Annotated in this window: 27 protein-coding genes; 7 read left to right on the forward strand and 20 right to left on the reverse strand. The window is 70.0% G+C overall.

All coding sequences use genetic code 11. The features are described from left to right. Nucleotides 1-31 precede the first annotated feature (31 nt). Nucleotides 32-262, forward strand: coding sequence for an Lrp/AsnC family transcriptional regulator (locus EPL03_RS06635; protein WP_135828532.1), 231 nt, complete (start codon nt 32-34; stop codon nt 260-262). 5 nt (nt 263-267) lie between these two features. Here the strand turns inward: EPL03_RS06635 and EPL03_RS06640 are convergent, their stop codons facing one another. From EPL03_RS06640 to EPL03_RS06675, 8 genes are all read right to left on the reverse strand, one after another. Beyond that, nucleotides 268-699, reverse strand: coding sequence for a hypothetical protein (locus EPL03_RS06640; protein WP_135828533.1), 432 nt, complete (start codon nt 697-699; stop codon nt 268-270). 80 nt (nt 700-779) lie between these two features. Next, nucleotides 780-1,103, reverse strand: coding sequence for a hypothetical protein (locus EPL03_RS06645; protein WP_135828534.1), 324 nt, complete (start codon nt 1,101-1,103; stop codon nt 780-782). Nucleotides 1,104-1,149: 46 nt separating this feature from the next. After that, nucleotides 1,150-1,650, reverse strand: a complete 501-nt coding sequence (locus tag EPL03_RS06650) for a DUF7519 family protein (RefSeq protein ID WP_135828535.1) — start codon at nt 1,648-1,650, stop codon at nt 1,150-1,152. A 46-nt stretch (nt 1,651-1,696) separates the two neighbouring features. Continuing rightward, a complete protein-coding gene (locus EPL03_RS06655) occupies nt 1,697-2,974 on the reverse strand; it encodes a DUF58 domain-containing protein (protein WP_135828536.1) in 1,278 nt (425 codons plus the stop codon). Continuing rightward, nucleotides 2,971-3,660 (reverse strand): DUF7269 family protein, encoded by a 690-nt coding sequence (locus EPL03_RS06660; protein WP_135828537.1) that lies wholly within the window; start codon nt 3,658-3,660, stop codon nt 2,971-2,973. Before EPL03_RS06660 ends, EPL03_RS06655 begins: the two co-directional genes overlap by 4 nt. A 55-nt stretch (nt 3,661-3,715) precedes the next feature. Continuing rightward, complete coding sequence (locus tag EPL03_RS06665; protein ID WP_135828538.1) at nt 3,716-4,654, reverse strand: DUF4129 domain-containing protein; 939 nt, start codon at nt 4,652-4,654, stop codon at nt 3,716-3,718. A gap of 406 nt (nt 4,655-5,060) precedes the next feature. Continuing rightward, nucleotides 5,061-6,707 (reverse strand): hydantoinase B/oxoprolinase family protein, encoded by a 1,647-nt coding sequence (locus tag EPL03_RS06670; protein ID WP_135828539.1) that lies wholly within the window; start codon nt 6,705-6,707, stop codon nt 5,061-5,063. Continuing rightward, complete coding sequence (locus tag EPL03_RS06675) at nt 6,704-8,713, reverse strand: hydantoinase/oxoprolinase family protein (RefSeq protein WP_135828540.1); 2,010 nt, start codon at nt 8,711-8,713, stop codon at nt 6,704-6,706. The genes EPL03_RS06670 and EPL03_RS06675 overlap by 4 nt, the downstream gene beginning before the upstream one ends. A gap of 195 nt (nt 8,714-8,908) precedes the next feature. Between EPL03_RS06675 and EPL03_RS19850 the strand changes: the two genes are divergently transcribed. Together EPL03_RS19850 and EPL03_RS19855 are read left to right on the forward strand one after the other, a co-directional pair. Continuing rightward, nucleotides 8,909-9,061 carry a hypothetical protein gene (locus EPL03_RS19850; protein WP_168216196.1) on the forward strand — a complete coding sequence of 51 codons (153 nt, stop codon included), beginning with the start codon at nt 8,909-8,911 and terminating at the stop codon, nt 9,059-9,061. A 108-nt stretch (nt 9,062-9,169) separates the two neighbouring features. Further along, entirely contained in the window at nt 9,170-9,322 is a 153-nt protein-coding gene (locus tag EPL03_RS19855) for a hypothetical protein (protein ID WP_168216197.1), read from the forward strand. A 69-nt stretch (nt 9,323-9,391) separates the two neighbouring features. On the opposite strand, the gene lanM is transcribed toward EPL03_RS19855, so the two are convergent. Next, the gene (gene lanM / locus EPL03_RS06680) at nt 9,392-12,649 is read right to left on the reverse strand and encodes a type 2 lanthipeptide synthetase LanM (protein ID WP_135828541.1); all 3,258 of its coding nucleotides are present in this window, start codon (nt 12,647-12,649) and stop codon (nt 9,392-9,394) included. Nucleotides 12,650-12,770: 121 nt separating this feature from the next. Here lanM and EPL03_RS06685 point away from each other — a divergent pair, with 121 nt between their 5' ends. The 3 genes from EPL03_RS06685 to EPL03_RS06695 all read left to right on the forward strand — a co-directional run bounded on the left by EPL03_RS06685 (nt 12,771) and on the right by EPL03_RS06695 (nt 15,357). After that, a complete protein-coding gene (locus tag EPL03_RS06685; RefSeq protein WP_135828542.1) occupies nt 12,771-13,121 on the forward strand; it encodes a hypothetical protein in 351 nt (116 codons plus the stop codon). Nucleotides 13,122-13,258: 137 nt separating this feature from the next. Then, nucleotides 13,259-14,209, forward strand: coding sequence for a hypothetical protein (locus EPL03_RS20445; RefSeq protein ID WP_244605204.1), 951 nt, complete (start codon nt 13,259-13,261; stop codon nt 14,207-14,209). A gap of 53 nt (nt 14,210-14,262) precedes the next feature. After that, complete coding sequence (locus EPL03_RS06695) at nt 14,263-15,357, forward strand: tyrosine-type recombinase/integrase (protein ID WP_394346939.1); 1,095 nt, start codon at nt 14,263-14,265, stop codon at nt 15,355-15,357. On the opposite strand, the gene EPL03_RS06700 is transcribed toward EPL03_RS06695, so the two are convergent. From EPL03_RS06700 to EPL03_RS06730, 8 genes are read right to left on the reverse strand one after another with little or no spacing between them, the layout of a single operon-like run. Then, complete coding sequence (locus tag EPL03_RS06700) at nt 15,327-15,491, reverse strand: kinesin (RefSeq protein WP_135828544.1); 165 nt, start codon at nt 15,489-15,491, stop codon at nt 15,327-15,329. The genes EPL03_RS06695 and EPL03_RS06700 overlap by 31 nt on opposite strands. After that, the gene (locus EPL03_RS06705) at nt 15,484-15,840 is read right to left on the reverse strand and encodes a hypothetical protein (RefSeq protein WP_135828545.1); all 357 of its coding nucleotides are present in this window, start codon (nt 15,838-15,840) and stop codon (nt 15,484-15,486) included. Before EPL03_RS06705 ends, EPL03_RS06700 begins: the two co-directional genes overlap by 8 nt. Beyond that, complete coding sequence (locus EPL03_RS06710) at nt 15,833-16,192, reverse strand: hypothetical protein (RefSeq protein WP_135828546.1); 360 nt, start codon at nt 16,190-16,192, stop codon at nt 15,833-15,835. The genes EPL03_RS06705 and EPL03_RS06710 overlap by 8 nt, the downstream gene beginning before the upstream one ends. Continuing rightward, on the reverse strand, nt 16,185-16,763 hold the full coding sequence (locus EPL03_RS06715) for a hypothetical protein (protein WP_135828547.1): 579 nt from the start codon (nt 16,761-16,763) through the stop codon (nt 16,185-16,187). The genes EPL03_RS06710 and EPL03_RS06715 overlap by 8 nt, the downstream gene beginning before the upstream one ends. 3 nt (nt 16,764-16,766) lie before the next feature. Then, nucleotides 16,767-16,910, reverse strand: coding sequence for a hypothetical protein (locus EPL03_RS19860; protein ID WP_168216198.1), 144 nt, complete (start codon nt 16,908-16,910; stop codon nt 16,767-16,769). Then, on the reverse strand, nt 16,903-17,793 hold the full coding sequence (locus tag EPL03_RS06720) for a hypothetical protein (protein WP_135828548.1): 891 nt from the start codon (nt 17,791-17,793) through the stop codon (nt 16,903-16,905). Before EPL03_RS06720 ends, EPL03_RS19860 begins: the two co-directional genes overlap by 8 nt. After that, nucleotides 17,793-18,137, reverse strand: coding sequence for a PadR family transcriptional regulator (locus EPL03_RS06725; RefSeq protein WP_135828549.1), 345 nt, complete (start codon nt 18,135-18,137; stop codon nt 17,793-17,795). Before EPL03_RS06725 ends, EPL03_RS06720 begins: the two co-directional genes overlap by 1 nt. Continuing rightward, complete coding sequence (locus EPL03_RS06730; protein ID WP_135828550.1) at nt 18,134-18,514, reverse strand: hypothetical protein; 381 nt, start codon at nt 18,512-18,514, stop codon at nt 18,134-18,136. The genes EPL03_RS06725 and EPL03_RS06730 overlap by 4 nt, the downstream gene beginning before the upstream one ends. 552 nt (nt 18,515-19,066) lie before the next feature. Between EPL03_RS06730 and EPL03_RS06735 the strand changes: the two genes are divergently transcribed. Further along, nucleotides 19,067-19,363, forward strand: coding sequence for a phage repressor protein (locus tag EPL03_RS06735; protein ID WP_210424906.1), 297 nt, complete (start codon nt 19,067-19,069; stop codon nt 19,361-19,363). Between the two features lie 10 nt (nt 19,364-19,373). On the opposite strand, the gene EPL03_RS06740 is transcribed toward EPL03_RS06735, so the two are convergent. The 3 genes from EPL03_RS06740 to EPL03_RS19865 all read right to left on the reverse strand — a co-directional run. Next, nucleotides 19,374-19,619: a hypothetical protein gene (locus EPL03_RS06740; RefSeq protein ID WP_135828551.1), complete on the reverse strand. Its 246-nt coding sequence runs from the start codon at nt 19,617-19,619 to the stop codon at nt 19,374-19,376. 27 nt (nt 19,620-19,646) lie between these two features. Continuing rightward, complete coding sequence (locus tag EPL03_RS06745; RefSeq protein WP_135828552.1) at nt 19,647-20,738, reverse strand: Cdc6/Cdc18 family protein; 1,092 nt, start codon at nt 20,736-20,738, stop codon at nt 19,647-19,649. Nucleotides 20,739-20,827: 89 nt separating this feature from the next. After that, nucleotides 20,828-21,253 (reverse strand): hypothetical protein (locus tag EPL03_RS19865; RefSeq protein ID WP_168216199.1); only part of this gene is annotated, 426 nt, incomplete at its 5' end.

Genomic DNA, 21,253 nt, shown 5'->3' on the forward strand with positions numbered 1-21,253 from the left:
ACGCTTTGGTCGCGGTCGCCGTGTCGGACCTATGGTCAACGCGTACGTGACGGTCATCACGGGGTCGGGGGCGTCTGCGGACGTGGCGTCGGCGATTCGGGAGCTCTCGGGGGTCGAGGCGGCCCACGTCGTCGCGGGGGACTTCGACGTCATCGCAGAGGTGAGCGTCGAGAACGTCCGGGAGCTACAGGCGGTCGTCACCGGCGGCATCCACGCCATCGAGGGCGTCGGCACCACGCGGACGTACGTCCAACTGGACTGAGCGAGTCACACCGCCGCGACCCACGCCCGGAACGACTCGGGCTGGTCGTACACCTGCCGGAAGATGCGCTCGACGCACTGGGCGACCCTGTCGGCGTCGGCCAGCGCCGACACGCGGACGTTGACGCCTTCGGCCGCCTCCGGCCGCGTGAGCTCGTCTATCGCGAACGCCGGGAACTCGCCGAGCACGTCCTTGAGTCGGTCGAGCTCCGCGTCGGTGCAGTCGAGGTTGAGCGTCCCGTCGCCGAACTGGACCCACGGCGGCGCTCGCTCGGCGTCGTCCTCGTCGCCCGCGGCGGCTCCCTCGTCCGCAATCGCCGCGGCGTCCCGGTCGGCTTCGAAGGTGACGAAGGCGCTTCCGCGCTCGCGGTGGGCGTCGATGGCCGCGGCGAACAGCGCCCGGCGCTCGGCCGGCTCGTCGGCGTCGAATCGGGTCATGCGCCCCGGTACTCGGTCCGCCCGGAAAAAAGGTGCCGGCGTGAGCCCGCCCGCTCGCGCGGTCGGCAGGCGGCCCCGGGTCAGTCGCGCTCGTCGTCGCCGGGGAGCCGACCGACCGCCCGCTCCCACCGGTCCCGGGCCGCCTGACCGGGGTCGGCGAACGGGTCGTACGCGACGTCCTCGGCCGTCCCGACGTGTTCGGGCCCGGGGTCGTCGGTCCGCCCCCGCCACGCGCCGACCGCGGTCGCGACCACCAGCGACGCGAGCAGGGCCGCCAGCGGGAGGCCGGCCGGGCTATCGACGGGCGACGCCACGAAGACCAACAGCGCCACCAGCCCGACCAGCTGGAACGCGTAGACGAGGAGGCCGAACGAGTCGCCCGACAGCTCGATGCTCCGGACCATCTCGTCCCGGGGCGTCGGACCGCGGACGAATAACTGTTTCCGAACCTCAGTTCCGGAGCGCCGACGTGAGCGCGACCGCCGCCACCAGCAGGAACACCAGCGCGGTCACCGGCTGGCCGCCCGACGCGAACAGGTAGACGGCGTAGCCCAACCCGCCCCCGCCGACCGCGACGACCGTGCTGGCGGCCGCGTGGGTCGCTTCGAGCCTCGTCGTGTCGGCCGCCGGACCGAGCTGCTCGCCCACGTTGATGGCCTGCTCGCCGAGGTCCCACGCCAGCACCGACCCCATCACGCCCGGCAGGAGGAGGTGGGGCGCGTCCGAGGTCAGGCCGCCAGCCAGCGCGCCGACCAGCAGCGCCGCCGCGCCCAGCGTGACCCCGCGTCGCGAACCGAGGACCACGCCGACCAGCAGGACGAGAACGCCCGCGCCGCCGGCCGCCAGCGCCAGCGACCCGGTGAGCGCGCTGGTGGCCCACGCCACCGCGCCCGCCGTGAGCGACAGCACCGACGAGAGTCGGGCCGGCGAGCGGTCTCTCTCGCGGCTCACGTGCCCACCTCCCTCGCGCTCGGGGCGCGGTCGCGCGCTCGCCCCGTCACGCTCGCCCCCCGGAGACGCGGGCGGTTCGGGCCAGCGCCACGCCGAACGGGTCGTCGGTGTCCCAGTCCACGACCCGGACGCCGGCGCGTCTGAGGTCGGAGACCCGGTGGGCGCGCTCGGCGCGGGCGAACCGCTGGCCCGCGGTCGCGGTCGCGGTCGGGTCGGGGCTGACGACCGTCACGAGGTGGCCCTCGGCGTCGAGCCGTCTGGCGACCGACGGTCCGACGTCGTCACACAGCGGCGTGACGAACACCACCTGCGTCGACGCCGGCAGCCGCTTGCGCAGCCACCTGATTCGGGTGGTCGGGTAGAACACCTCCTCGGAGGGGACCGCCGAGAACGACGGGTGGGTCGCCAGCAGGTCGCGGGCGCGGGCCCGCTGCTCGTGGCCCGACCCCGGCGCGAGCCAGCAGGTCTCGGGGCCGAGAGACGCCAGCCCGACCCGGTCGCCGGCGTCGAGCAGCTTCGTGACCATCCGGCCGGCCGCGTCGACGCCGTACTGGACCGCGTTGCGCTCGTCGTCGTCGCGGGCCAGATACGCCGCCTCGCGGGTGTCGACCACCACGACCACGCTGGCCGCCCGCTCCTCGCGGAACTCCACGGTGGTAAGTTCGCCCGTGCGCGCCAGCCGGTTCCAGTCGACCCGCGAGAGCGGGTCGCCGCGCCGGTACTCGCGGGTGGCGTGGAACTCCACGCCCGACCCGCCGTCGTCGGTGGTGACCCGGCCCGTGTACCGGGTGGTCTGGGCGCGCAGGGGCACGTCGACGGTCGTGCCGAGCTTGGGTACGCACCGCACGCCGGTCTCGCACTCGACCTCGGTCTCGACCTCGGTCGCGCCGCTGAAGTCCCGGGCGACGACGGTCACGGGACCGAACTCGTGGTCGCCGCGCTCGGCCGTCACGACGTACGAGAGGCGGGCGGTCTTGCCCGGCCGGAGCGCGGTCCCGAGCCGCGGCGACCCGTCGGTCACGGGGATGGCGTCGGGCACGCCGTCGACGATTCGGAGGTCGGGCAACATCGCGTCGCCGGCGTTCTCGACGGTCAGGTTGATCCTCACCTCCTCGCCCGGTAAGGGCTCGTCGTCGCTGACGGTCCGGGTCACGTCGAGGTCGACGTCGGGCGCGCTCGCGGTCCTGGCGTAGGCCGCGAACGCCACGCCGACCACGCCCGACAGCAACACCGGCGGGCGGCTGAACACGATGCCCAGCGCCCCCGCCAGCAGGGCGACCGCGCTGACGCCCAGCCACCGGTTCGTGGGGCGGATGGACGTCACGACTCGACCTCCCGCGCTCGGCCGGCCCCGGGCGACTCGTCGTCGCCGGAGTCGGCGGTCGCGCTCGCGTCGGGGCCGTCCGCCGCGTCGGTCCCGCCGGCTCCGGTCGCGTCGACGCCGGCGGTCCGGGCCACGGCGTCGGCGGTCCGGCGGAGCCGGAGCTGGAACGTCGATTCGGCGCTGGCCGCCAGCTTCAGCCGGTCGACCAGCGGAACGTTCGGGGCGTCGTCGCCGCCGAGGAACGCCGCCGCGTGGATGTCGTCGGTCCACGTCCCGTCCGCGACGCGCTCGCGGGCCGCCTCCCGCGAACAGTTCTCCCGCTCGGCGACCGCGGTGACTGCGGCCTCCTCGATGCGGTCGTGGAGGTCGGCACGCTCGCGGACGAGCACCCGACGCGGTCCCGACCGGAGGTCGGCCACCGTCTCGTCGAACTCGTCGCCGGGCGTCGGCACCGTCTCGACCGCCTCGACGTCCGGGGTCTCCGCGCCCCGGACGTCGCTGGCCCGTCGCGCCTGGACGGTCCGGGCCGCCTGCACCAGCGCGATCAGCCCCACGAGCAGGGCGGCGGCGTAGTCGACGCCGACGGCGGCCGCGAGCCCGGGCTGGACGACGAACAGGACGCCGACCGCCACGGCGGCGACGCCCACGGTCGTCAACAGGGGGTGTCCGCCGTCGTCGCGGCTCATCGGCGCTCACCCCGGCAGTCGCTCGGTCGGCTCCGGTTGGGGGGTCGATTCCGGCTCACGAGTCGCCCCCCGAATACTCGCGCTCGATGCGCCGGAGCGCCTCGACTGCGCGCCGTTCGCGCTCGTCGGTCGGCGACTCGCCGCCGTAGCGCACCGCCTCAAACAGCGAGGTGAGTTCGTCGACGTCCTCGCGGTCGAGGCCGGCGTCGACCGCGGCGGCGGCGAACTCCGCCGGCGTGCTCGACTGCGGGTTCGACACGTCGAGGTGGTCGGTCATCTCCCGCCACGCGCGGTACACCTCGTTGTCGACGTCGGCGCTGGACTCGATGCGGTCGGCGGCCGCGCCGGCGGCCTGTGCCACCGCCTGTACGTCCTCGGGGTCGGCGACCGCCCCGTCGGGCTCGGGGTCCGGGTCGTCGCCGCTCGAGGAGACGAAAAGCAGCGCGACGGCGGCCAGCAGCGCGACGCCCAGCCCCGCCATCAGCAGCACGGAGGGGTCGGTGACGCTGGTCCCGCTCCCGCTCCCGAGCGCGCCGCTGCCGCCGTCTGGGGCCATCGAGACGTTGCCCGGCTCGAACAGCGACTGGCTCGCGTCCCGGAGGGGCGTCGTACACGTGGTGAGAACCGCGTGAGCCAGCAGTAGCGGGACGCCCACCGGACCGACGAACGCCACGACGCCGAGCCCGCCCAGCCGGCGGTAGGCGACGTAGGCCCCGAGCCCGAAGACGCCGAGGATGGTCGCGATGGCCCACCACGTCCCGAGTTCGGGGATGCACGGCGCGAGCCGGGAGAACCCGCCGGGGGCCGACTGGTTGCCGAACTCGAACTCCGGCTGCTGGCCCCCGCTCGCGCCCGCATCGGAGTCGGGCGTGCCGAAACCGAAGCCGCCGGAGGAGTCGGTCACGACTGCGGAGTCGAGCGTCGCGGCCGCCAGCCCGATTGCCACGACCGCGAGCAGCGCGAGGACGACTGGTCGTACGGTATCGCGGTCCACGGGAGTCCGTAGCGCGATTGATAACTTAGGGGTTCCGCCTTCCGACTCTCCGCAGTGGATGCGGATTTCGGGGTCTCGCGGCCTCGGACGTAGCTAGCTAGCTTCTCCGACGCTCGACTCACGGATTTCGGACGAGAGAAGCTAGCTACTGCCGAGGCCAATGAGTGACTGCACAGCATCGCGACCGCACCGCGACGGCGAGCCTCACGCCGCCCCAGCCTCGGGGTGCACGGGCGCGCCCCTCCCTCGCGCGGCGTGGCGGACCACGAGGGTCCGCCAGCGCGCGCCGACGTGGAAAATGGAGCCAGCGCGCCAGTTGGCCAAGAAAGGAAAGCGAACGCCGTAGGGTGTGAAAGTCAGCGACCGCCGACGACTTCGCGTGCTCCGACTCGATTTCCGGCGACCGTCACGTTCCGTCGCCTGTCGGGGGTTCGTCTTCGCCGTCCGCGTCGGTCACTTTCCCGTCCTCGCGGTCGGCCGCGCGCGCCTCGGGGTCGCGGTCGGCCGGGTCGCCGTACCCGCCGCCGCCGGGGGTCAACACCGTCACGGTCGCGCCGGCGTCGACGTCCACCGTGGTCTTCGCGCCGACGCGCTCGCCGTCGATGCGGTTCTCGCCGAGCGCGCCCGACTCGCCGCCGGCGAGGCCCTGGGGCGCGTAGCGTCGGCGTTCGGTCAGCAGCGACACCGTGGCGTCGGTCTCGACCGTGACCGAGCGCGCGAGCCCCAGACCGCCCCGACGCTCGCCCGCGCCGCCGGTGTCCGGCCGGAGCGCGTAGCGCTCGACCCGGAGGGGGTACTCGGCCTCCAGCGCCTCGACCGGCGTATTGAGCGTGTTGGTCATCCCGACCTGCACGCCGTCCATGCCGTCGGCGTCGACGCGCGCGCCGAACCCGCCGCCGATGGTCTCGTAGTAGGTGAACGCGCTCGAACGGCTCCCGATTATCAGGTTGTTCATCGTGCCCTGTCCGGCCGCCGGCACGCGCTCGGGCACCGCGTCGGCCAGCGCGGCGAACAGCACGTCGGTCACGCGCTGGCTGGTCTCGACGTTGCCCCCGACCACGGCGGCCGGCGGGTCGGGGTTCACCAGACAGCCCTCGGGCGCGCTGACCGACACCGGGTCGTAGCAGCCGTGATTGGGCGGAATCTCCGGGTCCGTGACGCACCGGACGACGAAGTACACCGCGCTCTTGGCGACCGCCAGCGGCGCGTTGAGGTTGCCCGGCACCTGTTCGGCGGTGCCCGAGAAGTCGACCGACAGCGAGGTCCCGTCGACCGTGACCGCGACCTCGATGGGCACGTCGTCATCGCGCACGCCGTCGCCCTCCAGCACGTCGCGGGCGGTGTACTCGCCGTCCGGCAAGTCGGCCAGTTCCGACTCGACGCGCTCGCGGGAGTAGTCGATTACGGCGTCGAACGCCCCGAGCAAGCGGTCGCCGTGGTCGGCCAGCAGGTCGCCGACTCGCTCCTCCGCGCGGTCGTTGGCCGCCAGCTGTGCGCGGAGGTCGGCCCGGCGCTCGTCGGGCGTCCGGACGTTGGCGAGCAGGAGGTCCCGGACGTCCTCGTTAATCTCGCCGGCCGAGACGAGTCGGACCGGCGGGAGCCGCAACCCCTCCTGAAATATCTCGCGCGCGCCGGCCGGCATGCTCCCCGGTGCGGACCCGCCCACGTCGGCGTGGTGGGCGCGCGAGACCGCGTAGCCGACGATCTCCCCGTCGGCTTCGTCCGGCGCGAGCGGCGAGACCAGCGTCACGTCCGGGAGGTGGGTGCCGCCCGCGAAGGGGTCGTTGAGGACGAACGTGTCGCCCGGTTCCGGGTCGCAGTCCAGCACGGCCGCCACCGCCTCGGGCATCGCGCCGAGGTGGACCGGTATGTGTTCGGCCTGCGCGACCATCCGGCCCGCGGCGTCGAACAGCGCGGTCGAGCAGTCGCGCCGCTCGGTGACGTTGGGCGAGTACGCGCCCCGAATCAGCACCCGGCCCATCTCCTCGGCCACGCTTTCGAGTTGGTTGCGCAGGATTTCGAGTTCCACGGGGTCGAGGTCGGCGTCGGTCACGCGTCCACCTCCGAGACCAGCACGAGCGTCCCGTCCGCGCGCACCTCGGCGGTCCAGTCGGGCGGGACGACCACGGTGCTGTCGGCCTGTTCGCAGATCGCCGGCCCCGCGACCGACTCGCCGGCCGGCAGTCCGCCGCGGCGATACACCGGCGTCTCGCGCACCGCGCCGCCGAAGACGGCCTCGCGCTCGCCGACGCGGGCGTCGCCGTCGGCGCGATAGGCCACGTCCGGCGTCTCGCGCGCGACGGTCGCCCGGACGCCGAGGCCGACGAGTTCGACCGCCTCGTCCATCCGGTAGCCGTAGGCCGTCTCGTGGGCGTCGTGGAACCGGCGAGCGACCGTCTCGGGGTCGAATCGCTCGTTCACGTCGACCGACAGCTCGAAGCTCTGGCCCGCGTACCGGAGGTCCGCGCGCCGGGCGAGGTCGGCCGCCTCGGGGTTTCGCAGGTCCGTGCGCGCCTCGGCCGCGAGTTCGTCGAGGACCGCCTCGACCGCGCCGGGGTCGGCGTCGTCGAGTCGCGCGCGGTAGGTCCGGACCGCGTCGCTGGTCTCGTCGGCCGCCAGCAGGCCGAACGCCGACAGCACCCCGCAGGCTCGCGGGACCACGACCCGGCCGACGTCGAGTCGGTCGGCGAGCGCGGCGGCGTGCATCGGTCCCGCGCCGCCGAACGCCGCGAGCGCGAACTCGCGGGGGTCGTGGCCGCGCTCGACAGTGACCGCCCGGACCGCCCGCGTCATGGTGGCGTTGGCGACGCGGTAGACGCCCCGCGCGGCCTCGACCGGCCCCTCCAGTCCCGCGTCGTCTGCGAGTCCGGCGAGCGCGCGTCGGGCGGCGTCGGCGTCGAGCGAGAGTTCCCCGCCCAGCGCGGCGTCGCTCCCGAGATAGCCCAGCACGACGGCGGCGTCCGTGACCGTCGGCTCGTCGCCGCCCCGCCCGTAGCACGCCGGGCCGGGGTTCGCGCCCGCCGACTCCGGGCCGACCCTGAGCGCGCCCCCGGCGTCGACCCGCGCGATGCTCCCGCCGCCCGCGCCCACGGTCGTCACGTCCACCATCGGGACGCTCACGGGGTGGCCGCCGATTTCGGCGTCGGTGGTGCGCTCGACGCCGCCGTCCCGAACGAGGCTCACGTCGCTGGAGGTCCCGCCCATGTCGAAGGTGACGAGCCCGCGCGCGTCGGTGACGCCTTCGGCCGTGGCCGCCGCGCCGACCACGCCCGCCGCCGGCCCCGAGAGACAGGTCGCCACGGCGCGCTCGCGAACCGTCTCGGCGTCGGCGATGCCGCCGTTCGACCGCATCACCAGCGGGGTCGGCAGTCCGGCCGCGTCGGCGCGCTCGACCAACCGGCCCAGGTACTCGTCGATGGCGGGTCCCACGGCGGCGTCGACGGCGGTGGTCGCGGTGCGCTCGTACTCCCGGAAGGCCGGCAGCACCTCGTGGGACGCCGAGACGGGCGCGTCGAGTTCCTCGCGGAGGATTTCGGCCACCCGGCGCTCGTTGTCCGGATGGGCGTAGGCGTGGAGCAGCGAGACCGCCACGCTCTGGGCGTCCGACGCCTCGATTTCCGCCGCGAGCTCCCGGACATCCCGCTCGTCGACCGCGCGCTCGATGCCCTCCGGGGTCGCGCGCTCGTCGACCTCGAATCGCCTGCGTCGGGGGACCAGCGGGTCGGGCTTCTCGGCGTCGAGGTCGTACAGCGCGGGGCGGTCCTGTCGGCCGATTTCCAGCACGTCGCGAAAGCCCTCGGTGGTGACCAGCGCGGTCCTCGCGCCGGTCCCCTCTAGCAGGGCGTTGGTCGAGACGGTGGTCGCGTGCGAGAACGCGTCCACCGACTCGGGGTCGACGCCGGCCTTCTGGCAGGCCCGACGCAGGCCGTCGAGGACGCCCTCGCTCTGGTCGTCGGTCGTCGGCACCTTCGCGGTCACGAGCCGGTCGTCGCGGGTCAACACCGCGACGTCGGTGAACGTCCCGCCCACGTCCGCGCCGACGCGGATCGCGTCGGTCACGGACAGCCACCTCCCCTCGGTCGGTTCGCGCGTCGACGGTTCATGGGTGCGGACTGTCGCTACAGCCGGTAATAGTTGATGCTTGCAGCAGTCGCCGGCCGCGTCGGGTCGAGACGCCCGACGCCGACCACCCCAGATATTTCTAGATAAAGGTGGGATAATTTTATTAGATACGGGGGTGTGTATCTGTCTGCAATGTCACGCGACGTCACCACCTCGCTCGAATCGGAGTACGAACCCGCCCGCGACGAGACCGACCGGCGCGCCGTCGTCGGCTCGACCGGCTGTCACGTCAGCGACAAGCCGCTCTGCGAGAGCACTGGCGACGCCACCGAGATGGAGTTCTGAGCGGATTCGTTCCACCGCGGCGTCCTTCGCGGAGCGTGCGACGCCGCGGCTGTAAATATTAGAAACTAGTGGAAAATATTTATGCGTCTCCGGTATGTGTGTGCTAATATGTCGCAAGACATCACCGCGTCGCTGGAAGCAGAGTACGAACCAGAGCACGACGAGACCGACGAGCAGATCGTCGTCGGCACCTCCTGTCCGGAGTCCCTGAGCGTCCAACCGGCCTGCATGAACTCCCCCGACGACGAACTGCAGTTCTGAGTCCGGTCCGTTCCACCCACGCGAACCGAAGCGTAACCTCGCAGGCGGCTCGACGACCGCTTTTTCCGGTTACTCCAGCCGGGTCACGTTCGGGAGCTCGCGGCCCCGTTCGCGCGCCTCGAACTGGAGCGCGGCGTAGCCGACGCCCGAGAGGCCGGTGAACAGCCCGAACCGGGGGAGCATCGGGAGGTGGTTGCCCAGCGGAATCCGCCCCTCGCGCTCGGCGCGTTCGAGCAGGTTGCCGAACAGTTCCTCGCCGCGGGCCACGAGCTCCGGGTCCTCGAGCGTGTCGCCCGCGTCGAGCATGAACGCGACCCGGCCGGACGTCCCGCAGCACAGCGACGCTTCCAGACTCGGACGCGTGCGCAGGTCCCCGCGGAGCGCCGCCACGCCGTCGGCCAGCTCGTCCGAGCCAGCCACCCCGGCCTCGGCCGCGACGACGCGGCCGAGGCCGACGCCGGCAGCGCCGTTGCACCAGCCCCATATCTGGGTCTCGCCCGGGTCGTCGGCTACGCTTCGGGTGGTCCCGTCGCCCGCCCCGACCGAGTACCCGTCGCTCGCGTCGACGTGGCGCTGCCACAGGTCGAGGTCGAGTTCGAGCGCGTCGCGGCCGACCCGAGCGAACTCGTCGTCGCCGGTGACGCCGGCCAGTCGGACGAGCGCGGCCCCGATGCCCCCGACGCCGTGGGCGAACGCGAACCGGTCGTCGCCCGTGGTCGGGACGCGATACCCCGCCGAGGTCTCGGTCGTCGCGTCGAGCAGCCGCCGACCGCACCACCGCGCGCGGTCGAGCGCCGCGCCGTCGCCGGTCCGGTCGTGGACCGCGAGCTGGGCGAGCAACTCGCCGGCCGCGCCGCCGACGACGTCGAGGGTCTCGTCGGCGCGAATCTCCTCGCGGGTGGTCCGGCGGGCGACCTCGCTCGCGGTTTCGAGGAGGCCCGAATCCTCGAGAAACGCCCCGGCGGCCGCCAGCCCGTAGGCCGCCGAGCCCGTGCCGCGAGCGCCGCCGACGCCGAGGTCCGGCGGGTCCTCCTCGAAGGCCAGTTCGACCGGCTTCAGCACGCGCCGGGCGCGGCCCGCGAGGTCGTCGTCGTCCCGGACCGACGCGACCGCCGCGAGGAACAGCCCCACGCCCGGGTACCCCTCGTAGAGGTGTCGGGTCGGCTCCTGGAGCAGGAACGCGTCGGTCGGCGACAGCCGGGCGAGTTCGGCCCATCGATAGCTCCCGTCCGGGTACTCCGTGGTGGTCGTCGCGAGGCGGTCGACGACGTGCGAGACCGCCGCGCTGGGCGCGTCGATTCCCGCCGCCGACTCCTCGCGCCCGCCGGACGGACTCGACACCGGGCCGGGCACCTTCGAGTCGGTGAACGCCAAGTCGAGCAGCCGGAGCTGGGTCTCGGTCCAGTGTTCGTCGAGGTCGGCCACGCGCTCGCGGGCGTCGGCCAGCGGCGACTGGTCGACGAACACGCCCTGGGGCTCGCCGCGTCCGTCACGGAGCTGGTGGCCCGTCGCGTCGACCGTGAACCGGGGGACGGTGAACCGCCGGAGCGTCTCGCGCTCGGCGTCGACGAGCTTCCAGAGGTCGCCCTCGTCGTCGGTCGGGACGAAGATGCGGTACAGCGACTCCAGCGCGAGCGACCGCTCGATGCCCGACCGGAGCTGCGAGGAGTAGACGCTCTCGGTCAGCTTCGAGGCGTAGTGACCCGTCGGCCGGAGCAGGTAGCGAATCTCGCAGCCCTCGAACGCGCCCAGCGGCCCGTCGGAGGCGGCGAACGCCTCGCGGTTCGTCCGGACGACGTCGGCCACCTCGCGGAACCCCCGCTTGAGTTGTTCGACGTGGTCCGACACCGACCGTATCTCGCCGCCGCGTCGGGGCAGGTTGGTCCCGTCCGGGCGGTACGTGCCCTCGAAGGTGAGCTCCATCGCGTCGGTGTTCGGGTCCACGAACGTCGGCGTCTCCTGGCCGGCCTCGACGTCGTCGAGTTCCGCGAGTCCGCTGTTGGTCAGCACCTCGGCGTCCTCGTCGCTCAGGCTGCTGGTGAACGGGACCAGCACCGTCTTGAGTATCGAGTCCGCGACGAGCGACGACAGCGCCGGCGAGGACGGGTCGTCGGTGGTCTCGAACTCCGGGGAGAGCGCCATCTCCTGGTCGACGATGACGGGGTACTCGCCCATCGCCACCACGTTGTCCTGATGCAGGTCGGTCGAGTCGAGCGCGAACGCCAGCGCGACGAGTCCGCCCATCCGCTCGTAGTAGCGCTCGACCGCCCGCTCGGAATCGCACTCGCGGTGGTCGACCAACTCCATCCAGCCGTACGTCCCCCTGTCGAGGAGGTTCGGGACGTAGAGGTCCGGGATGGCGGCGTTCGCGTTGGTCCACTCGAGGACCGTCCCGAACGCCCGCTCGGTCTCGACCGACCGGGGCTTGTAGACGACCGAGCAGTCCCCGGCGAACTCGACGCCGAAGACGATTTCCCCGTCGCCGTGCGGGTCGTCCGACAGCGCCGTCACGTCGGCGACCGCGCCGAGGTCGTCGCCGTCGGTGAAGGTCCGCGCGAGCGCGTCCCGGTCGGCCGCGATGCGGTCGGCCAACCGGCCGGCCGACCGGAGCCACTGGTCGGTGACGTCGCCGAGCAGCCCCAGCAGGACGGGATAGGTCTCGAAGACGGCCTCGTAGTCGGCCTCGCGGTGGCGCGCGACGAACTCCTCGTACACCTCGGTCGAGTCCGCGCGCTCGCCGAACGCCACGTCGGGGTACTCGGTCCGCTGGTGGGCCTTGAACAGGATGAACAGCGGGTGCTGGAACACCTCCGTCAGGCGCTCGAACAGCCGGTCTTCGAGCGACTCGACCGCCGAGGGAGCGAACCCCGGGCCGAGGTCGAGGCGCTCGCTCGCCGCGCCGACCAGCGGCGCGAGCAGGTCCACGAACGGCGAGTCGGCGTGGCGCTCGACCAGCGAGCCGACCCTCTCGGGGGGAAGTTCGACCGCGCGGTCGACGACCGCCTCGGCCGTCTCGAAGTGGGCGGGGATCCCGACAGTCGCCGGCGTCGCGTCCGGGTCGGACGACGAGTCGGCGTCGTCGCTGGGAGTCGAATCCGGGTCGCCGGTCGATGCCGCTCGTAGCCGCTCGCGGACGTCCTCGACGGTCAGGTCCGCGAACGACAGTCGCTCCCGGAACGCCTCCTCGGAGTCGAACGCGTCGCGCCAGTCGGCCAGCAACTCGTCGGGGTCGTGGCTGTCGGGCAGTTCGGCACCCTCGTCCGGGTCGAGGTAGGCGTCGAGCGGCCGCGACCGGGCCGCACAATCGGCGAGTAGCGTTTGTCGCATCGATATTCGAGAATGAGAACGACATAATTTAAGAATTGTGCAGCCTACGTCCCGAGGAAGAACCGATTGGAAATACTCGGCCGATAGTAACGAATAATATCAACCGGTCGAACGACTCAGTATGAGCGTCGACCCGAAGGCGGGTGGCGTGCTGGCGCTCGCCGGCAGCGCGACCCTCGGCGCGGCGACCGCGTCGTACTACGCCGACCTCTGGTTCGGCGCGGTCGTCGCGGTCCTGACCGGCGTTGTCGCGGCCGGCAGCGTCCTGTTCCCGCGTGCGATGGCGCACCTCGTCGGCCCGAATCGGAGCCGCTGGGCGTCGGTACTCGGTGTCGTCGCCGTCGTGGTCCTGTTCACGCCGCGTCGGTCGTCGGTGTTCACCACCGACCACCTGTACGCCACGATGTTGTTCCTGCTGGGCGTGCTGACCTGTGGCGTGGTCGTCGGCGTGGGCATCCAGCGCGAGTCGTGACGGGGCGGACGCGTCGGAGGTCGCCGGCCGTCCCGTGCGGCACGTCGGCGACGGTCTCCCGACGAACAAATAGTCGCGGACGCTATGTTTTAACCATATCCTAAAACTTTAAATTTAGTAGCGCAGAACACCGGGCCATGGACGACGTCTCACCGGAACTCGACTCGGTCGGCGACGACCCGCCGCTCGAAGGCGACGACCCGCTGGGCCGACCGGACGAATCGGTCGAAACGCCGTCGCAGGAGGTGCGAGTTTCGCCGCCGAAACCGCCCGACGACCCCGACGCGTGGTACGCCGAGTCGGTCCGCACGCAGGACGAACTCCACCCGGGCGTGGTGGCGACCATCGTGGAGACCGACGACGGCTTCGACTACCGGATTCGCGAGCCCCCACTGTCGCCCGCCGGGCGGGACGCGCTCGACCGCGTGGAGGAGTACTTCGCGGACGCCAACTTGGCGCGACCGCTCACCCGCGAGGGCGCGAGCGAGCGGATGGAGGCGGGGTTCGACCCGAAGTACCGCCGCATCGTCGACCGACTGACCGACCTGCCGCCGGGCGAGCGACGCCGGGTCGAGTACTACGCGCTCCGGGACCTGCGGTGTCTGGGCGAGCTGACGCCGCTGGCGCTCGACGACGGCATCGAAGTGGCCGACGCCGCGGGCGACCGACTGGTAGTCCACACCGACGACTACGCGCCGGCCGACACCCACTTGCCGGCCGACGCCGACCACCTCGAACGGTTCGCCAGCGAGCGCGTCGAGACCCACGCCGTCGAGTTCCGGGCGTTCCGGGTGCCGGTCGTCGTCTACCGCGAGCACCTGCTGGCCAGCGACTCGTTCACGACCAAGTACGCGGTCCAGGAGCCCGACCTGCTGCCGGGCGACGAGGAACTCATCAGGGAGTGCAAAGAGCGCATCTGGGAGTTTACACCGAGGTTAATAACCCACCCGTGCGTCACCACGATGCAATGGCCCAGAACCGCGCCCGCAAACTCAACCGCCTCCAAGACCAGATCGAGGCATCCGACACGATCACCGAGCACGACCGCGAACTCCTCCAGGCGTTCGACGACCGACTCGCCCTCCTGAAAAGCGAATACGCCACCGCGACGCGGTACAAACTCCTCCAGTACACCGCCATCATGGCCGGCCAGTCCCAGGAAATCCCACAGGAAGCGCTCCCGGACGTCGAACTCGCCGACGTCGTCGAGGACCGCGACGCCGCCGAGGAACTCGTCCGCTGGATTCACGACCGCTACGACAACGAGGAATCCAACGCCGGGTTTCGACGCGCCCTGCGCACGTTCGCCCGCCGCGCCACTGACGGCTCGGATATCCCCGAGAGCGTCGAGTGGGTGCCGACGACGCTCAGCAACAACTACGACCCGAGTCCGAACCCCCGCGACATGCTCCACTGGGATGCAGATGTCTTGCCGATGATCGACAACACACTGAATGACCGGGACGCGGCCCTGATCGCGGTCGCGTGGGACTCGGGGGCGCGCGGCGACGAACTCCACCAGCTTGAGGTCGGTGACGTCACCGACCACAAGCACGGCCTCCAGCTTACCGTCCAGGGAAAAACTGGTCAGCGAACGGTCACACTCATCCCTTCGGTGCCGTTCCTCCAGGAGTGGCTCGCCGACCACCCCGACAGCGGGGACAGGGACGCCCCCTTGTGGTCGCGGCTCAACAGCCCGGAGAGTGTGAGCTACGAGACGCTGTGGAAGGCGGTGACGCGGGCGGGCGAGCGCGCCGACATCGAGAAGCCCGTGAACTTCACGAACTTCCGGAAGAGTTCGGCGAGCTATCTCGCGAGCCAGGGGATGAGTCAGGCGCACCTGGAAGAACACCACGGCTGGGTGCGCGGGAGCGAGGTCGCAGGCCGATACGTCGCGGTGTTCGGCGACGAGGCCGACAACGAACTGGCACGGATTCACGGGAAAGAGATCGCCGCCGAGGATGAATCCCCGGACCATGCGCCCGTGCCGTGTCCTCGGTGTGGGGAGGAGACGCCCCGCGAGAAGGACTTCTGTATTCACTGCCGGCAGTCGCTCGATCTGGAGGTCAAGCAGCTGCTCGACAGAGTGAAGGAGACGCTCGACGACGAACTCGTCGAGGCTGACGACGCTGGTGACCGGGAGGATCTCGTTCGTGCGCGCCGGACGCTCGACGAGAAGCCCGGTGTGATGGACCGGAGCGAGCTTCATGAGTTGGCGTCCTCCTTGGAGGATTGAAGCACGAGTTCAGCGATGCGGCCGACGTCGGAATCGTCGTCGTACCGGTCGGCGAGCCGTTCGAACACGGACTGCTCGTCGTCGGTCAACGCGTCACGGTCGCTGGTGGTGTTGGGGGTACTGGTCTTACTCATTTGACTCACTCTCCTTCGGCTGGAAGGCGAGCAGTTCGTTCTCGGGGTTGTCCGTCCGCACTTCGAGGATCGTGTCCTCGCGGGTGTTGAGGTAGACCGCTGGCCCGATGTTCTCGGGTACGGGCTCGCCGCGCTGGCTGTCGTAGTAGAGGCCGGTGCCTGTGGCGCGACCGACGAGTCGGCCTTCGCGCTCCTCGGTGGTCACGCGGTCTTGGTGGTCGTCGTGGTGGGGGTCAAGCGGGTCGCGGTCGTCGACCTCCTGTTGGACGCGGACGTACGCCCCCTTGAGAACGGACCATGGTTCGTCGTGGAGGTCGCTCCACGACCACGCCGTCCCGTCGTCAGTCATCGGCAGAGCCTCCGGTTGGACTGTCGAGACTCGATTGCGGGCTGACGATGTCCGCGTCCGGCCTGGTGTGATAGATGCGAGCGACAGATTTCGGAATCCAGACACCGGCGTTCCCCTGCCGGACGTAGTGAGCTTTCTCCGTCTCGCGCTCAGAGACGGCCTCGGCGACGAAGACGTGGTCGCTCTGGCCGACTGGGGTGAGGGGTTTCTCCTCGGCGAGCCACGTGGGGAGCCAGAACGCGAGTTGGTCGTCGCTCGCGGGGAGGACACTGGCGAGGGTGTCGGCGTCGACGAGGTCGAGGTCGCTGTCGCTGACGAGGTCGCTATACGAGTCGACCGTGACCTCAGGCATCCCCCGCACCTCCCGAGCGGTCAGTGTCCGTACTCGACTTATCAGCCAGCGCCGCCTCAACCTCGACGCGCTCCGGACACGCCAGACACTCGACCGTTTTCCCCGGAACGTCCGACGGAGCGACTTGCCGATGCGGGGTTTTCTCTCCGCACCACTCGCACTCGCGGTAAGTTCCGTCCGTGGACGTACCGCCGTCAGCGCGCACCTCACCGGTGTCGCGCTCGCGCTCGTCGCCGAACTGGCTCTCGTCGACGTGGACGAGCGCGACCTCGTTGGCCTCGCGGATGTCGCCGAGGAACTGCTGGCGGCCCGCGACCCCCGTGTTGCGATGCTCGTGCGTGAACTCCACCGCGCCCTCGCGGACTCGGCAGTCGACCGGGAACAGCGACCCGCCGACGCGATGCCCGCCGTCGATTCGGACGACGAGCACGTCGACGCGTTTCAAGGCGACGTAGAAGTCCATGGACCGGGTGGCGACCTGCCGGCCGTCTTTGTGGCGGAGGACGCGCTGGCAGGGACTGCTGTGGTCGGCCGCCCGCACCAGCGCCTCGTAGAGCGTGTCGGCAGGCATGGGTTAGAGCACCTCGTTGACCTGCTCGTGGCGGTCGGCGAGCGCTTCCAGCCGGCTCGCGGTCTCTCGAAGTTGCTCGGGCGACGGGTCGTACCGGCGGACGACGGCACGGAGTTCGTCGCGGAACTCCTCACTCGACTCACCCATCGCTCTCACCACCGTCCGTGACCGTCACCGAGTCCAGCTGGTCGAGCTTCCGCGTCGCCCGCGACTCGGCCTCCGCTTCGACCTTGTCGAGGCACGTGATACACAACTCGCGGCCGTCCGGGCCCTCGTGCAGGCCCTTCTCGGGCTCCCGGCCACACCCCTCACAGACCTCCGACTCTTCGTCGTCTATGTCTTCGGTTTTGGCGTGGTGGAGCACCCACTTGCTGAGGTAGTCGACGAACTCGCCAGTATCCCAGTCTTCGTAGGCTTCAACGTAGCCGGTGCCCGCCGCGAGGTATGCTTTCGCGTGGGTGGTCTCGTGCCGGTGTTTGACGCCGAGTTCGTTGAGAGGTGTGTGGCTGAGTTCGCGGCCGAGGTCTGGGTCTTCGTCCACATGGCTTCCGTAGAGTGCGCCTTTCTCGCCGCCTTCGCCGACGTTCCGGCCACGGAACCCCAATTGATAGACGCTGGGCTCGGCAAAATCGTCAAGGAACCCACGGAGGTCGAGTTCGACGCGCGTCGGGTAGTCAATAACCGCTTGCGAGGCGACGGTCCGTACCCAGTCGTCAGTCGCAACCATCCAGCCGCCTTTAAGGATGAGCCAGTGCCCGAACTTCGCTCTGTGCCGGAACTCCGTACTGGACTTGACGCTTACGGTGTCGCCAGCGTCGTCAACAGTTGCACTGTCTTCTTCAACTTCTTCTCGCAGCATTGCGACGCCGCGTGCGTACGGGATCTCTTTCTCAGGCGAGGTGTCTTTCACGCGGCACGTGTACGCCCATTCGTGGTCGCCTGCGAGCGTCTTCTGACTGGCCGAGGAACCGATACTCTCGATGTCGAATTCGATGCCGAGACCTGCCGCGTAGATTCGCCCCCGGTTCATCACTCGCCACCTCCCGTGTCGCCGTCGAGACAGTTGAGCAACCACTGCACGCGCTGGTCGAGGAGCGCCCAGCCCTGGTCGGTGAGCGAGTAGACGTTCGTCCGCTGGTCGCGCTCTTGTTTCTCGACGAGACCCTTGTCGACGAGCGTGTCGAGGTTCGGGTAGAGGCGGCCGTGATGGACCTCCGCGTCGTAGCGTGCGTCGAGGGTGTCCTTGAGCGCGAGCCCGTGCGGGCGGGAGCCGGTGTGGCGGTCGTCGCGGTAGCGGCCGTGTTCGTAGCCGGCGATGACGACCAGGAGGTCGTGCTGGAACCGCGTCAGATCGTCCGCATGGACGGCCGTCATCGCGTCCCCCCGTCCATCGAGACGGTCGCGCCGCAGAGCGTGCAGCGCTCCTCGATCACTGCGCGACCGCGCAGGTCGGTGCGGCCGTACCGCCGCGTCCGGGGGTGCGAGCACCACGTGCCGACGCGTCCGCCGTCGGTTGCGACGGGCTGGCACTCCGGACAGGTCGACGGCAGTTCTCGTGGCGGGCCGTAGGCGACGTGCCCGCAGTCGTACTGCCGGTTCAGACACTCCGTGTACGGGTTCTCGGGAGCGAGGTTGAGCACGTACTCGCGGCCGCGCTTGTGGAGGATCGAGATCCGTTCCTCGGCGTCCTCGTCGTACTCGCTGGGGTCGATGGCGTCGAGGCTCCGCCCGGTCGCGTGCTCGAACGCCACCGCGTAGTCGGCCGTCCACCGCCGAGACCCACTCGGAAGCGTGACGGCGTAAACGTGGTCTCGCTTCTTGCCGGCGCGGGTGCCGCCGTCGGTAACGAGCCGGGGGCGGTCGTCGGTGTCGGTATCGTTATTCGGGTCGGGTGAGAACTGTTCGACTGGACGGGGACTCGGGTGTGAACAACCTCCCGTCTCCGCGGTCGCGCTGTCACGCGAGCGCGTTTTCTGCGAGGACTCCGTCTGCGAGTCGGTGGTGTCTCGGTCGCTACTGGGTCGACCGGCTGGTTCCGCTGTCGTATGGGGCTTATTTTTAAGACCCCTGATAGTGTCGTTCGACATGGCTTCTAAACTCCGTCGTAGGGTTGGAAGCCAGTCCGGCGTGCTTGTGACACGTCGGGCACCTTTTGAAGGCGACCCGAGAGGACTTGCTTCCAGTTGGAACGTTTTACTACAGGCCCATAATGTTACTGGTGGTAGCCTCCCTTTGTGAGGATGCCGACAGCCCTATCTGGGATGCTACCAACAGTATCATGTATGGCCCGCTTTTCGGATAGGATGATGCTGCTGCAGCTCCCGACGGATCAGATGATCCTCGAAGAGCTGCAGGACGGTCGAAATCTCGGGGCTAACATCGCCGAAGACATCGACCGACACCGAAAGACGGTGACTAAACGCCTGAACCAGCTCGAAGACTACGAACTCGTACGGAATGTTGGTCGAGGCGTCTACGAGATCACGTTGCGCGGCGAAATCGCTCTTGCGAACATCGACGAGTACGACCGCGAGACGACAGCGCTGGAAGAGCTTATCGAAGCAGAACACCAACGCCAAAGCTCGGACGAGTCGTCGTAGCATTACTCGGTCACGCTCGTTGGAGTTGGGCGACGATATCCTCGACCCAGTCTGGTTCGTCGACGTCAGCGAGTTCGCCGTCTGCATTCCAGCTGGTCACGACCTCGTACTTCCCTGATTTCGTGACGTCAAGCCGGAGCTTCGGACCATTTTCGGCGTCGAGGTCGACGCGTGCCCCACCCCCGGAGAGCGGTTTGACATCTTCGAAGCCGACCTCGGTGCCGTCGTACGCTTCGATGATTTCCGACTGTGGCATACATGTCGGTCGAGGAGCCGTATCTGCTTAAAAAGAGGTTGTATTTCCGGCATCGTCACTCTCGACACTCTCGACACACATCCCCGAATCCAGTGACGGCGTAACCGACTCGTCGACCACTCGATACACCCGACTTTTCGAATCGCCCACCGCCTCGACCAGCTCGTACTCGACGAGCTTCCGCAACTTATTCCGCCGCGACCGCCGCCCCACCGGCGTCCGCTCACGCCCATAGTACATCTGCTCACCCACCGCATCGTACCGGTCGTGAAGCTCGCCCGCCGGCACCTCGCCGGCCTCGTGCACCAACCCGTACAGAACATGATGATGGAACGTGAGCGAGTAGAGCTTCGACCGGCGAATCCGATGCTGGGCGCGCTCGTAGGCGTCCTCGATGTCCGTGTCGTGAATCCGGGCGTGCCCTCGCTCAGACGCGACCTCCGCAGCGGCCCGAAGCACCTGAATCCCTGAGCGTGCGACGCCCGCGACCTCGTCAGCAATCCCCCGCAGCTGGTCGTCGGAGACCACACTCGGCCGGAGCCCGACGTTCGCGCGCGCTCGCAGAATCGACGAGAGCTCGTCAACCCCATAGCGACCGAGTTGGATCGGTCCCGAAACGGCGCGACGGACCGCGTCGGGCGCACGCGAGAGCCAACGCTGCGGGTCGTGGACGACCGCGATGAACGACACCAACGGCACGTCGTCCAGAACATCGAGGACGTCGGTCTCGGGGAGTGAGTCGGCTTCGTCGAGGACGAGAATCGCGGGCTGGTCGACGGCCTCCCGCAGGGCGACGCGGAGATCGTCGACGGACGCGGCGTCGGTGGCCGAGTGGCCGGGGAGGTCGTCGAGCGCGGCCTGCAGGACGTCGGTTGTGGATTCGCCGAGGCACTGGATGTGGGTGTGGGCGACGGTGGCGAACTGGTCGAGTTTCCCGAGGGTGTGGCGGGCGAGCGCGGTTTTGCCGACACCGCTGGGGCCGGCGAGGAGGACGTCGGCGGCGGGTCGGCCGGCGAGTGCTGGGTCAAGCGCGTGTGAGAGGTCCTCGATTTCGGCCTCCCGGTGTTTGAGTTCACGGGGGAGGTGGTCGTCGCGGAAGACGCGCGGGTCGGTTATCATGCGTGGAAGACATGAACGCGGGTATATAAATCGCGGCGGCACTTCCGGAACCTGTGACAGGACCGGGAAAAGAGCTCTCGGTCGCCGCGTCAGTCGCCGACGGCGACGCGGTCGTGCACGCCGGCGAGCGGGCACGCCTCGTCATGCACAATCTCGAAGAGGTCCTCGTCGGCGTTTCCACAGGTGCAGACGAAGCCGAGGACCTCGCCTTCGCAGAGCCCGCCACGGCCTTCGGTTTCCGCACTCTCGATGACGATGAACTCGGTATCTGGGTCGAGCTCGGGCGCTGGGTCGTCCGGCGCGGGTTGGAGACCGTCGTAGTGCTCGCGGCCGTGCTGGCCGGCGAGCGAACACGTCTTCTCGTGCCAGATTTGGTCGCGGGTCTCGTCGGTCTGCCGGCACTCCGCACAATAGTAGCCGACGACCTCGCCCTCGACGTAGTCGGGCGGATGGGATTCGGAGGCGACGAGGCGCTGGACTTGGGTGCCGTGGAGGTCTTCGCGAACGACCTTCAT

It is taken from the genome of Halorussus halobius, from assembly GCF_004765805.1.
Taxonomy (GTDB): Archaea; Halobacteriota; Halobacteria; order Halobacteriales; family Haladaptataceae; genus Halorussus; species Halorussus halobius.